Annotated in this window: 13 protein-coding genes; 5 read left to right on the top strand and 8 right to left on the bottom strand. The window is 75.8% G+C overall.

Features of this window, described 5'->3' with window-relative positions:
- The first annotated feature begins 13 nt into the window (after positions 1 to 13).
- The 4 genes from AAG589_RS13935 to AAG589_RS13950 all read left to right on the top strand — a co-directional run bounded on the left by AAG589_RS13935 (position 14) and on the right by AAG589_RS13950 (position 3,828).
- Positions 14 to 544 (top strand): DUF6912 family protein, encoded by a 531-nt coding sequence (locus AAG589_RS13935; RefSeq protein ID WP_430567837.1) that lies wholly within the window; start codon positions 14 to 16, stop codon positions 542 to 544.
- Positions 545 to 662: 118 nt separating this feature from the next.
- The gene (locus tag AAG589_RS13940) at positions 663 to 1,193 is read left to right on the top strand and encodes a PadR family transcriptional regulator (RefSeq protein ID WP_430567838.1); all 531 of its coding nucleotides are present in this window, start codon (positions 663 to 665) and stop codon (positions 1,191 to 1,193) included.
- Positions 1,190 to 1,897 carry an ABC transporter ATP-binding protein gene (locus AAG589_RS13945; protein ID WP_430567839.1) on the top strand — a complete coding sequence of 236 codons (708 nt, stop codon included), beginning with the start codon at positions 1,190 to 1,192 and terminating at the stop codon, positions 1,895 to 1,897. Before AAG589_RS13940 ends, AAG589_RS13945 begins: the two co-directional genes overlap by 4 nt.
- The gene (locus AAG589_RS13950) at positions 1,894 to 3,828 is read left to right on the top strand and encodes an FtsX-like permease family protein (protein WP_430567840.1); all 1,935 of its coding nucleotides are present in this window, start codon (positions 1,894 to 1,896) and stop codon (positions 3,826 to 3,828) included. The genes AAG589_RS13945 and AAG589_RS13950 overlap by 4 nt, the downstream gene beginning before the upstream one ends.
- Positions 3,829 to 3,907: 79 nt before the next feature.
- On the opposite strand, the gene hisN is transcribed toward AAG589_RS13950, so the two are convergent.
- The 8 genes from hisN to AAG589_RS13990 all read right to left on the bottom strand — a co-directional run bounded on the left by hisN (position 3,908) and on the right by AAG589_RS13990 (position 10,675).
- Positions 3,908 to 4,729, bottom strand: a complete 822-nt coding sequence (hisN, locus tag AAG589_RS13955) for a histidinol-phosphatase (protein ID WP_430567841.1) — start codon at positions 4,727 to 4,729, stop codon at positions 3,908 to 3,910.
- Positions 4,730 to 4,794: 65 nt separating this feature from the next.
- Positions 4,795 to 5,367: a hydrolase gene (locus AAG589_RS13960; RefSeq protein WP_430567842.1), complete on the bottom strand. Its 573-nt coding sequence runs from the start codon at positions 5,365 to 5,367 to the stop codon at positions 4,795 to 4,797.
- Positions 5,364 to 6,827, bottom strand: coding sequence for an MFS transporter (locus AAG589_RS13965; RefSeq protein WP_430567843.1), 1,464 nt, complete (start codon positions 6,825 to 6,827; stop codon positions 5,364 to 5,366). The genes AAG589_RS13960 and AAG589_RS13965 overlap by 4 nt, the downstream gene beginning before the upstream one ends.
- Positions 6,824 to 7,276 (bottom strand): MarR family winged helix-turn-helix transcriptional regulator, encoded by a 453-nt coding sequence (locus tag AAG589_RS13970; RefSeq protein WP_430567844.1) that lies wholly within the window; start codon positions 7,274 to 7,276, stop codon positions 6,824 to 6,826. Before AAG589_RS13970 ends, AAG589_RS13965 begins: the two co-directional genes overlap by 4 nt.
- Before the next feature lie 120 nt (positions 7,277 to 7,396).
- Positions 7,397 to 8,440 (bottom strand): ribosome small subunit-dependent GTPase A, encoded by a 1,044-nt coding sequence (rsgA, locus tag AAG589_RS13975; protein WP_430567845.1) that lies wholly within the window; start codon positions 8,438 to 8,440, stop codon positions 7,397 to 7,399.
- Positions 8,440 to 9,804: a 3-phosphoshikimate 1-carboxyvinyltransferase gene (gene aroA, locus AAG589_RS13980; RefSeq protein WP_430567846.1), complete on the bottom strand. Its 1,365-nt coding sequence runs from the start codon at positions 9,802 to 9,804 to the stop codon at positions 8,440 to 8,442. The genes rsgA and aroA overlap by 1 nt, the downstream gene beginning before the upstream one ends.
- A gap of 72 nt (positions 9,805 to 9,876) precedes the next feature.
- Positions 9,877 to 10,464 (bottom strand): DoxX family membrane protein, encoded by a 588-nt coding sequence (locus AAG589_RS13985; RefSeq protein WP_430567847.1) that lies wholly within the window; start codon positions 10,462 to 10,464, stop codon positions 9,877 to 9,879.
- 67 nt (positions 10,465 to 10,531) lie between these two features.
- Positions 10,532 to 10,675 carry a hypothetical protein gene (locus AAG589_RS13990; RefSeq protein ID WP_430567848.1) on the bottom strand — a complete coding sequence of 48 codons (144 nt, stop codon included), beginning with the start codon at positions 10,673 to 10,675 and terminating at the stop codon, positions 10,532 to 10,534.
- A 94-nt stretch (positions 10,676 to 10,769) separates the two neighbouring features.
- Between AAG589_RS13990 and AAG589_RS13995 the strand changes: the two genes are divergently transcribed.
- Positions 10,770 to 11,729, top strand: coding sequence for a GlxA family transcriptional regulator (locus AAG589_RS13995; protein ID WP_430567849.1), 960 nt, complete (start codon positions 10,770 to 10,772; stop codon positions 11,727 to 11,729).
- Positions 11,730 to 11,735: the final 6 nt, after the last annotated feature.

Below are 11,735 nucleotides of genomic sequence, written 5' to 3' on the forward strand. Positions count from 1 at the left end.
GCAGACTGTGCCCATGCGCATCTACGTTCCCGCCACGCTGGACGAGCTCGAGGGCGCCACCGTCGCCGCCGGAGCGCGGTGGGACGTTCCCGCCCGCCGCGCGCACGCGGTGACGCCTGCCCTGGCCCGTGAGCTGCCCGACGAGGACGACGAGGGTCGCGAGTACGAGGCCTTCCTCGCCGCCGCCGACGACTCGCTGGCCCTGGTGGCCGCGCGCCGCGACGTCGTGCCGCTGCGCGTCGTCGTCTCGCTCGACGTGCCGGACGGGGAGGTCACCGCGGCCGACGGCGCCGACGAGCCCAGCGCCGTCGACGTGGCGGGCCTGGCCGGGGTGGCGGTGGTCGCCGTCCACGTCGACGAGCCCGAGGCCGCAGCAGACGTGCGGGCCGTGCTCGCCGCGGCGGACGAGGAGAACGACGCCGAGCGCACCGGCGACGTCGGTGCCGCGTCCGAGGCGGCGCTGGACGCCGCGCTGCAGCGCGTCACCGACCGCGACCTGCTCTGGTACGACCCGACCGAGATCCCCCAGATTCCCCGCCCGTAGGTGTTGTGAGCGGACGTTTGGCCCCGTTCGAGCCGCTGAACAGGGCCAAACGCCCGCTCACAGCGTTGCCGGGGGCGAGTACTCACTCAGGGTATACACCGGGTGTATGGTTCGACTCATGACGGTACCGATGGCGCTGCTGGCGCTGCTCGACGACGGCCCCTCCCACGGCTTCGACCTCAAGCGGCGTTACGACGCGCTGCTCGGCCACGACCGGGAGCTCAAGTACGGGCAGGTGTACTCGACCCTTGCGCGGCTCGAGCGCGACGGGCTCGCGTCCGGGGTCGGCGTGGAGGCAGGCGGGGGCGGGGACCGGAAGGTCTACGCGATCACGCCCGCCGGGGTCACCGAGCTCGACGAGTGGCTCGCGGCCCCGAACCCGCCCGGCGGCCGGCCGTCGGAGCTGTTCACCCGCGTCGTGCTCGCGCTGGTCGCGGGCCGGCCCGCCGACCAGGTGCTCGACGCGCACCGCCGCGTGTACCTCGACCGGATGCGGGAGCTCACCGCGGCCCGTCGCGGAGGAGACGTGATCGACAGGCTCGCCGGCGACTACGAGATCGCGCACCTCGAGGCCGACCTGCGCTGGATCGAGCTCGCGTCGGCCCGGCTCGCGACCATCGCCGACCAGGTGCGGGAGTCCGGGCGGTGAGCGCCGTCCTCTCCGGGCGCGGCCTGCGGCACGCCTACGGAGCCACCCCGGTGCTCGACGACGTGGATCTCGCGCTCGAGCCCGGCGAGGTGGTGGCGCTGCTCGGCCCGTCGGGCTCGGGCAAGTCGACGCTGCTGCACCTGCTCGCGGGGCTGCTCCGACCGGACGGGGGCCAGGTCTGGCTCGCGGGGGAGCGGCTCGACACGCTGTCCGAGCGCCGGCGTTCCGACCTGCGCCTGCGCCGGATGGGGTTCGTCTTCCAGCTCGGCGACCTCGTGCCCGAGCTGACGATCGCCGAGAACGTGGAGCTTCCGCTACGGCTCACGGGCGTGCGCGCGACGGCGGCCCGGGCGCGGGCGCTCGCCATGCTCGATCGGCTCGGGGTCGCGGACCACGCGCACAAGCGCGTCAGCGAGGTCTCCGGTGGCCAGGCCCAGCGGGGCGCGGTCGCGCGGGCGCTCGTGCACCGGCCGCCCGTGGTGCTGGCCGACGAGCCCACCGGGTCGCTGGACACCACCACCGGCGAGCTGGTGCTGGAGGCTCTGGTCGACGCGGCCGCGGCCCAGGGGACCGCCGTCCTCCTCGTGACGCACGAGCTGCGGGTGGCGTCGTGGGCGGACCGCGACGTGCTGCTCCGCGACGGCCGCGTGGTCGGCGGCGCCGGCGCCCGAGCCGTGGCCGGGACGACGGCGGTCGGCGCGTGAGCGCGACCCTCGCCCTCGGCCTGCGACTCGTGCGTGCGGGCGGGCCGCTGCGGGCGTGGTCGATCGCCGCCGGCAACGCCGTCGGCGTCGTGCTTCTGCTGGTGGCGGTCTCCCTGCCTGCGGCGATCTACCCGGACCCCGTCGAGCGCGCCTTTGCCCGGGTGCAGCTGGCGGGGATCGACCTGTTCCTGCTGCTGCCGGCCGTCGTCCTGCTCGTCACGGTCGGTCGACTCTCCTCCGGGGTCCGCGACCGCCGGCTCGCGGCGCTGCGCATGATCGGCGTCGCCCCCGGCCGGGTGCGTGCCGTCGCCGCCGTGGAGAACGGTGCGCTCGCGCTCGCGGGGGCTGTCGTGGGGGCGGTCGCGACGGTGCTTGCGGCACCCGCGGCGAGTCGCGCCGTCGTCGACGGGCCCGGATGGTTGACCCAGCCGCTCGACGTCTCCTGGCCGGCGGCCGCGGCGACCGTCGCGGCGGTCGCCGTCCTGTCCGTCGTCGTCGGGACCGGCGCCACCTGGAACCGGGAGCTGCCCGGGCGGGCGCGGTCGGAGGCCACCGCCCGCGTGCCGCGCCCGTGGCGTCTGGTGGTCCTCGCGCTGGGGCTGTCGTCGCTCGGGCTGCTCGCGCTCGCGGAGCCCGGCAGCCTCACCGGCTACGACACCGGCCTGTTCCTGGGCGGCGCGGCCGTCACGGTGGTCGGCATCGCCCTGGTCACGCCGCTCGTCACATCATGGGTGGCGCGCGTCCTCGTGCGCTCGCGCGGGGTGGTCGCGGTGCTGGCAGGCAGGTCCGTGCAGGTGGATGCGGCCGGCGCGTCGCGGGTGGTCGCGGGGCTGGGCGCCGCGACGTTCCTCGCGATCGGCGCCCTCGCCGTGATCGGGGCGTTCGAGAACACCCCGCAGTACAGGTACGCGCTGCAGAGCGTCGAGGACGGCCCGCAGAAGATCTGGCTCGACGCCACGAACCTCGACGAGGACCCGGACGCGACCCTGGAGCCGGGCGCGCTCCGTGGCCTGACGCGGGTTCCCGGAGTGCTGGGCGTCGTGCCGAGCCGCGGTGCGTCCCTGCCGTGCGACCCCGAGGTGGACACGGGCGCCTGCGGCAGCGTCTTCGTCGGCACCTGCGCCGAGCTGGCGCTCGTCGCCGCGCAGACGGGTTGCTCGGACCAGCGTGCGGCCTGGCTCGTCCCCGACCGGACGGACGTGGAGAACGTGGGCGACCTGGGCTACGCGGCCGGGCGGGACCCGTCGACGCCGATCGTCCTCACCACCGACGAGGCCGACCCGGATGCGCCGCAGGCGACGATCCAGACCTCCGGGCCGCCGGTCGTCGTCGACGTGGCTGAGCAGTCCGACCGCTGGATCTACGGATCGGGGGACATCGCGTTCGTCCCGGTGGCTCAGGCCCCGGAGGCCTTCCAGGCCTTCTCGCGGGCCGACGTCGTGGCCGCGGGCGGGGTGGACGTGCAGCAGCGGGTCGCGGCGTGGGCCGAGGCGCAGGGCTACACGGCATGGCCCTACCCGGTGGACGACGTCGAGGAGGTCGACCGCGTCCGTGCGGCCGTCCTCACGCTGGCCGGGCTGGCGCTGGGAGTCGGCCTGCTGGTGCTGGCACTGACGGCGACGGACCGCGCGGTGGAACGCCGTCGTGCCGTGGCGCGGCAGGTGATGGTCGGCGTGCCGGGCGGGGTGCTGCGCGCGGGGCAGCTGGTCCAGGTGCTGGTGCCGGTGACGATCTCGGCGGCGCTGGGCGCGGGCTGCGGCCTCGTGCTCGCGCGCGCCTACGCGCGCATGGGCGGGATCGACGACCTGCTGGGTCCCGGGCGGTGGGGGCTCGCCGTCGCGCTCGTCGTCGGGGGCGGGGTGCTGGTGGCGCTCGCGACGGTGCCGCTGATCCGCACGCGCATCACACCGGAGCTCCTGCGCCGCGAGTAGCCGGCCGACCCGAGGGGTTGTGGGTGTGAACGTGGCCCCGTTCACGCGTGGAACGGGGCCACGAATACACCCACAACGCTCAGCCGAGGTAGACGAGGGTCTCGTCGTGGAGCTTGCCGTTGGTGGCCAGCGCGTTGCCGTGCCACGGGCCGGGGGCGCCGTCGAGCGCGGTGAAGCGGCCGCCGGCCTCGGTGACGATGGGCACGAGGGCGGCCATGTCGTAGACCTCGAGCTCGGGCTCGGCGGCGATGTCGGCGGCGCCCTCGGCGACGAGCATGTACGACCAGAAGTCGCCGTACCCGCGGGTGCGCCACACCTGGCGGGTGAGGTCGAGGAAGCCGTTGAGCTTGCCGTGCTCCTCCCAGCCGGACAGGGAGGAGTAGGCGAACGACGCGTCGGCCAGCGTGCCCACGCCGGACACCGACATGCGTGACGCCGACGCGAGCGACTTGCCGGTCCAGGCGCCGGAGCCCTTCGCCGCCCACCAGCGGCGGCCGATCGCCGGCGCCGAGACGAGGCCCATGACGACCTCCTCGCCGTCGGCCAGGGCGATGAGCGTCGCCCACACCGGCACGCCCCGCACGAAGTTCTTGGTGCCGTCGATCGGGTCGATGATCCAGCGCCGCGCGCCGCTGCCCGCCGAGCCGTACTCCTCGCCGACGATCGCGTCGCGGGTCCGCGCCCGGTGGAGCTGGGCGCGGATGAACTCCTCGGCGGAGCGGTCGGCGTCGCTCACGGGGGTGTTGTCGGGCTTCGTCTCCACGCGCAGGTCGAGCGCCTTGAAGCGGGACATCGTGATCGCGTCGACCTGGTCGGCGATCACATGGGCCAGGCGCAGGTCGTCCTCGTACGTGCGCGCTGGCCCGCTGGTCGGGCTGGGAGACGGCTGGGTGTACGACACGCCTCACACGGTAGCGGTACGCCGCCGCCCCCAGGGCCCCGCCGCGCGGGGGTGAGACGGAGAGGTCAGGCGCCCAGCAGCGTCAGCAGCTCGGCCGTGGTGCCGCACTCGCCGAGCCGGGGGAAGAGGCGCCCGACGCTGTGGTCGTGGTCCTCGGCGGCGCGGTCGGCCATCGCGTCGGTGACGAGGGAGACGTGGTAGCCGTGCTCGTGCGCGGCGCGGGCGGTGGACTCGACGCCGATGCTGGTGGCGATGCCGGTCAGCACGACCTGCGTCACGCCGCGGCGACGCAGCTGGAGGTCGAGGTCGGTGCCGTAGAAGGCGCCCCAGTTCCGCTTGGTCACGACGATGTCGGAGGCGGCGGTGCGCAGCTCGGGCGCGAGCACGTCCCAGCCCTCGGGGCGGGCGGCGCCGCGCGGCGCGTCGGTGCGCCCGGGTACGGCGTCGGCGCCGTCGGGGGCGGCCGTGACCCGCACGAGGACGACGGGCAGGTCGCGGGCGCGGAAGGCGTCGGCGAGCTCGACGCTGCGGGCGAGGACGGCGTCTGCGGCGTGCGGCGCGGTCGGCGCGGCGAGGATGCCGGCCTGCAGGTCGACGACGACGAGCGCGGTGCGGGGGTCGAGGGCGGTGAAGGTCATGAGCGGTTCTCTCCTGGAGCGGGGCGGGGAACGAGGGGCCGCCGGCCGCGCAGGGAGCGGTCGACGAGCGTGAGGACGAGGACGAGGGCGGCGCAGGCCGCCATCGCGAGGGCGAGGTCGTGCAGACCCGCCGTCGTGGGGCCGTCGGCGTACAGGGCGGCGATGGCCGCCGTGGAGATCAGCGCGCCGATGTACATGAAGGTGCGCAGCAGCCCGGACGCGGCGCCGACGGACGCGGCGTCCGCCTGCCGTGCGAGCGCCTTCTGGTTGGCGAGGCCGGCGAGGCCCTGCATCCCGCCGATGCCGACGCCCGCGACGACCAGCACCCAGGTGGAGCTGTCCGGCTGGACGACGGCGAGGGTGGCGCCGCCGAGCAGCAGGCAGGAGGCGCCGACGACGAGGGCCGCACGGACCGGCGCCCGTCGGCCCGTGGCCGACGCGACCACGACCGCGACGACGGACGTGGGCAGCATGAGCATCCCGGCGGCGGCCTCGCCCATCCCGCGGCTCTGCTCGAGCCACTGGACGTAGCCGAACATGAACGCGTAGGTGGCGACGGCGGTGAGCAGCGCCCGCGCGTACGTGAGCAGCAGCGGCCGGTTGCCCGCGAGTACGCGCAGGTCGATGAACGGGTGGGCGGCGCGCAGCTCGTGACGGGCGAACCAGGCCCCGCACACGACGGTCACGGCGAGCACCCACCCTCCGGTAGCGCCGACGAGGACCAGCATGAACGCGGTGAGCGCCGCGGCGAAGAGGGCGACGCCGAGGACGTCCAGCCGGGTCGCGACCGACGGCCGGGGCTCGTCGTCGCCGAGGCGCAGGGCGATCCCGGGGACGCGGGGCAGGCGGAGCCCGCCGAGCACGAGGCACGCGACCGCGAGCGGCACGTTGACGAGGAAGATGGCCCGCCAGCCGCCCAGCCCGACGAGGAGCCCGCCGAGCGTCGGCCCCACGATCATCACGACCTGGTTGGTCACGGCCAGCGCGGTGAGCACGGCGGCGGTGCTGCGACCCTCTCCGGACCGGTCGGTCGCACGCCGCACCAGGAACATCGCCGCCGGGTAGGCGGCACAGGTGCCGAGGCCGAGTAGCGCCCGGGCCAGCACCAGCACGCCCAGGGTGGGTGCGAGCGCGCCGAGCAGGCCGGCGAGGCCGACCAGCGCGGTCCCCACCAGGTACGGACGGCGGGGCCCGACGAGGTCGACCACCCGGCCGACCACCGGCTGCGCCACCGCGGTGACGAGGTAGAGCGCGGTGACGAGCCACACCGTCTGCGCGGCCGGGGCGCCGAACGCGATCCCGATGGGCACGAGCGCCACCGAGATCATCGACGAGTTGATCGGGTTGAGCAGCGACCCCAGCGCCAGCGGGACGGTCAGGCGCGTGTCGTAGCCCTCGGGCGCGGCGGCCTCGCGGGTGTCGTCGTCGGTGGCGCCGCGGTGGCGGTGCAGCAGGGTCATGGGCGGTGGTCCTCGAGCAGAGTGCTGTCGAGAAGCCGCAGGGTCGCGGTGACCTCGGCGAGCTCGGCGGCGGTGAGGCGCTCGTGCAGCGTGCGCGTCAGCCAGCCGTGACCGGCCTCGCGCCGCCCGTCGAGGAACGCCCGGCCGTCGTCGCTGAGGGAGATCACCTGGCGGCGGCCGTCGGTCGGGTCGGCGGCGCGGTGCACGAGGCCGCGCTCGACGAGGACCGCCAGCGTCGCGCCGACCGACTGCGGGCGCACCCGCTCGGCGGCGGCCAGCGCGCCCGGCGACGCGGGCCCGTGCTTGGCGAGCCGCGAGAGCAGCGCCGTCTGCGACGGTGTGAGCTCCTGGTTGTCGCTCAGCTCGAGGAAGCGGCGACGCAGCCGGCCCACGAGCGAGCGCAGCTCGCGCGCGGCCTCGGCGGCCAGGGGTTCGGGGGAGGTGGGCACCCCTTCACGGTAAAACTCGTCAGTTCAGACTGACAAGTTTCACCTGACGAGTTGCTCGTCACAGCGCTCGTCACAGCGTTCGTCACAGCGCTCGTCACCGTGAGCGCGCCGGCGGGGCGGTCAGTCGGCGGCGTGGCGTGCGGTGAGCAGCCGCCGGAACGACGCGACGCGGGCCTCGCGCGCGGGGCGTTCGTCGTCGGACGACGCGGCGAGCCAGTCGTCCAGGGCGCAGTCGGGGGCGTCCGCGAGGTGCGTGCAGCCTCGCGGGCAGTCGGCCGCCACCTCGGCGAGGTCCTCGAACGCCTGCAGCAGGTGGTCCGTCTCGACGTGCGCCAGGCCGAACGACCGCACGCCCGGGGTGTCGACCACCCAGCCGTCCTGGGCGGCGCCCTGCTCGGGCGAGGCCGGCAGCCGCAGCGCCACCGCCGACGTCGACGTGTGGCGGCCGCGTCCGGTCACGGTGTTGACGATCCCGGTCGCGCGGCCCGCCGCGGGGACGAGAGCGTTGATGAGCGTCGACTTGCCCACGCCCGAGTGCCCCACCAGCACGGACGTCCGTCCGGCCAGGCGCTCGCGGACCGACTCGACGCTCGCGGGGTCGTCCTGCCGCGTGACGACGACGTCGACGCCGATCGGCGTGTACAGGTCGCGCAGGGGCGCCGGGTCCGCGAGGTCGGCCTTGGTGAGGCACAGCAGCACGTCCATGCCGGCGTCGTAGGCCGCCACGACGCAGCGGTCGATCATGCCGGTGCGCGGCTCGGGCTGGGCGAGCGCGGTCACGACCACGAGCTGGTCGGCGTTCGCGACGACGATGCGCTCGTAGGGGTCGGTGTCGTCCGCGGTGCGCCGCAGCACCGACGACCGGTCCTGGATCCGCACGATCCGCGCCAGGGTGCCCTCGTCGCCCGACGTGTCGCCGACGACGTCCACGCGGTCGCCCACGACGACGCGCGTCCGCGTGAGCTCGCGGGCCTTCATCGCGTGGACGGTCCGCTCGTCGGCGGTGCCGTCGTCGACCACGAGCGTGTACCGGCCGCGGTCGACGCCGGTGACCATGCCGGTCTCGGCGTCGGCGTGCTCGGGGCGCTGCTTGGTGCGGGGGCGCGAGCCGCGCTTCGAGGGGCGCGCGTACTGCGCGTGCTCGTCGACGGCGCGCCGTGCCATCAGGCCCCGCCCTCGCTGATGGGGCTGGTGGTGGCACCGGCGCCGAGCATCCGCTCCCACATCTGGTCGAAGCCGGGCAGGGTCTTGGCCGTGGTGCCGACGTTCTCCACCCGGACGCCCGGCACCCGCAGGCCGAGGACCGCGGCCGACGTCGCCATGCGGTGGTCGGCGTACGTGCGGAACAGGCCGCCGTGCAGCGGCCGGGGCGTGATGACGAGCCCGTCGCGCGTCTCCTCCGCCTGCCCGCCGAGCCGGGTGATCTCGGTGGCGAGCGCGGCGAGCCGGTCGGTCTCGTGGCCCCGCAGGTGCGCGATGCCGCGCAGGCGGCTGGGGGAGTCGGCGAGCGCGGCGAGGACGGCGAAGGTCGGGGCGAGCTCGCCCGCCGCGTGCAGGTCCAGGTCGGCGCCGCGGACCTCGCCCGTCCCGGTGACGGTCAGCACGCCGCCGTCGAGGCGGGACTCCGCCCCGAGCCGCGCGAACAGGTCGGGGAGCAGCGCGCCCGGCTGGGTGGTCTCCGCGGGCCAGCCCGGCACCCGGACCGTGCCGCCGCCCACCAGCGCCGCGGCCAGGAACGGGGCCGCGTTCGACAGGTCGGGCTCGACCCGCACGTCGCGCGCGGCGACCGGGCCGGGGGAGACCTGCCAGATGCCGTCGCGTGAGTCGTCGACCTCGACGCCGACGTCGCGCAGCGTGGCGACCGTCATCGCGATGTGGGGCAGGCTCGGCAGCGTCGTGCCGATGTGCCGCAGGGTGAGGCCGCGCTCGAAGCGCGCCCCCGCGAGCAGCAGGGCGGAGACGAACTGCGACGACGCCGACGCGTCGACGTCGACCGCGCCGCCCGCCACCCGGCCTGTGCCGTGCACGGTGAAGGGCAGGTGGGTGGGGGTGCCGCCGTCGGGCGAGGTGACGCGGACGCCCAGGCTGCCGAGCGCCGCCAGCACCGGGAGCATGGGCCGGACGCGGGCCTCGGGGTCGCCGTCGAAGCGGACCGGTCCGTCGGCCAGGGCCGCGACCGGGGGCAGGAACCGCATCACGGTGCCCGCCAGGCCCGTGGCGACGTCCACGTCGCCGCGCAGCGAGCCCGGGGTCACGTGCAGGGTGCTCGGGTCGTCGCCCTCGTCGATGCGGGCGCCGAGGGCACGCAGCGCCCCGATCATGAGGTCGGCGTCGCGCGAGCGCAGCGCCCCGCGCAGCGTGCCCGGGCCGTCGGCGAGCGCGGCGAGCACGAGCAGGCGGTTCGTCAGCGACTTGCTGCCGGGCACCTCGACCGTCGCGTCCAGCGGCCCTGTCGCGACCGGCGCCGCCCACTCGTCGACGACGTCGGGGGCGGGCGGGGCGGAGTGCGGCGGGACGGCTGAGGTCATGGCTCCGAGGCTAGTTCACGGGCCGTCCGCGGGGCGGCGCGTCTCGCGGCCCGACGTCCTCCCGGCGGCGCGTCAGACCGCCTCGGCGACCTTCGCGCGCAGCTTCGCCGCCTCGGCCTTCGTCGCGGCCTTCGCGGCGTCCGCCGCGGCCGCGACCTTGGCCGCCTCGCCCTTCGTGGCGGCCTTGACGGTGCCGGCCTTGGCCTCCGCCAGACGGGCCGCGTGCTGGCGCGCCTGCTGCACGCGATAGGTGACGCCGGGCCGGCCCTCGAGGTCGACGCCGGCGATGACGGCGGCCCCGACCTTGCCGAGGTCCTTGACGAACGCCGCGGTGCGCAGGCTGCGCTCGGCGCCCTTGCTGGTGAACGGCTGGTGGGCGACGGCGAGCGGCGCGGTGAGCGCGGCCAGCGCGAGGGCCGCGGTGCGGGGGGTGCGCCCGACGGCGAGCAGGACGCCGGCGGCGGCGGTCACGGCGCCGTGCGCGCGGACCAGCAGGCCGAGCTGGCGGTCGCTGAGCGGCCGGGTGCCGACGGCGTCCGTGACCAGCGTCGAGCCCTCGCGGGCGGCGTCGACGTGCTCGGCCGGGTGCAGCACGGCCTGGATCCCGTCGTAGACGAACGGAGCGGCCAGGAGGGGGCGGGCGATACGGCGCAACAGCATGGGCCCACTGTGGCAGAGCGTCCGGCGGCTTGCGCGGCGACCTGCGGGCGCGCCCGGGGGCCGGGCCTCAGGTGGGCGCGCCGTCCCACCAGTCGGGGTGTGAGCGCGGCGGCCGGCGCGTGCCGAGGCCGTCGCGGTGGACCGTGCGGACGAGGCCCGCGCCGTAGACGGCCAGCAGGAGGAGGGCGAGGGTCAGCAGGAAAAGGCTCATGGCAGTAATGATTCGCGCGTCGCACTCCTGCCACGAGTGGCAGGAGTGCCATCATCCATCGACATCCCGCCATTCGCGTGGCACCATGGGCCGCATGATCCGCAAGGTCGCCGCCGTCGTCGTCCCCGGCGTCGCGCCGTTCGAGCTCGGCGTGGCGTACGAGGTCTTCGGCATCGACCGCAGCGACACCGGCGGCCCGTCGTTCGACTTCACCCTCTGCGCGCCCGAGCCCGGACCGGTCATGACCAAGGGCGGGTTCCCGGTGGTCGTGGAGCACGGCCTCGAGGCGCTGGACGACGCCGACCTCGTCGTCGCCGTCGCCTACGGCATCGACGACGGCGGCGCCCTGCCGCCCGCGTACCTCGACGGGCTCCGACGCGCCCACGAGCGCGGGGCCTGGCTGTTCGCCATCTGCTCCGGCGCGTTCGCGCTCGCCCGTGCCGGGCTGCTGGACGGCCGGCGCTGCACGACGCACTGGATGTACACCGATCGGCTGGCGGCGGAGGTCCCCACCGCCGACGTCGACCCCGACGCGCTCTACGTCGAGGACGGCCGCGTGCTCACCAGCGCCGGCACGGCGGCCGGGATCGACGCCGCGCTGCACCTCGTCCGGACGGAGGTCGGCGCCGACGCCGCCCGTTCCGTCGCGCGGCGCATGGTGGTGCCGCCGCAGCGGGAGGGCGGGCAGGCGCAATTCGTCGTCGACCCGCTGCCCCGGGAGGGTGAGTCCCTCGCGGGCCTGCTCGCCTGGATGCGCGAGCACCTCGCGCAGGAGCACACCGTGCCCCGGCTGGCGCGGCGGGCCGCGCTGTCCGAGCGGACCTTCGCCCGCCGCTTCCGGCAGGAGACCGGCACGACGCCGGCGGCCTGGCTCGCGCGGCAGCGCGTCGCGAGGGCGCAGGAGCTGCTCGAGTCGACCGAGGCGCCCGTGGACGAGATCGCGCGCCTGGTCGGCTTCGGCAGCGCGCCGGTGCTGCGGCACCACTTCGCCCGCCAGCTCGGCACCAGCCCGGTCGCGTACCGGCGACGGTTCGCCGTGCCCGTGGCCTCCTGAGGGGGC

The organism is Isoptericola sp. F-RaC21, assembly GCF_038593535.1.
Lineage (GTDB): Bacteria > Actinomycetota > Actinomycetes > Actinomycetales > Cellulomonadaceae > Isoptericola.

What these genes read in the sequence shown, in the direction of transcription:
- AAG589_RS13935 (WP_430567837.1), top strand. Translation starts at nt 14, where the DNA reads ATGCGCATCTACGTTCCCGCCACGCTGGACGAGCTCGAGGGCGCCACC.
- AAG589_RS13940 (WP_430567838.1), top strand. Translation starts at nt 663, where the DNA reads ATGACGGTACCGATGGCGCTGCTGGCGCTGCTCGACGACGGCCCCTCC.
- AAG589_RS13960 (WP_430567842.1), bottom strand. Translation starts at nt 5,367, where the DNA reads ATGACCTTCACCGCCCTCGACCCCCGCACCGCGCTCGTCGTCGTCGAC.
- AAG589_RS13965 (WP_430567843.1), bottom strand. Translation starts at nt 6,827, where the DNA reads ATGACCCTGCTGCACCGCCACCGCGGCGCCACCGACGACGACACCCGC.
- rsgA (WP_430567845.1), bottom strand. Translation starts at nt 8,440, where the DNA reads ATGGCACGGCGCGCCGTCGACGAGCACGCGCAGTACGCGCGCCCCTCG.
- aroA (WP_430567846.1), bottom strand. Translation starts at nt 9,804, where the DNA reads ATGACCTCAGCCGTCCCGCCGCACTCCGCCCCGCCCGCCCCCGACGTC.
- AAG589_RS13985 (WP_430567847.1), bottom strand. Translation starts at nt 10,464, where the DNA reads ATGCTGTTGCGCCGTATCGCCCGCCCCCTCCTGGCCGCTCCGTTCGTC.
- AAG589_RS13990 (WP_430567848.1), bottom strand. Translation starts at nt 10,675, where the DNA reads ATGAGCCTTTTCCTGCTGACCCTCGCCCTCCTCCTGCTGGCCGTCTAC.
- AAG589_RS13995 (WP_430567849.1), top strand. Translation starts at nt 10,770, where the DNA reads ATGATCCGCAAGGTCGCCGCCGTCGTCGTCCCCGGCGTCGCGCCGTTC.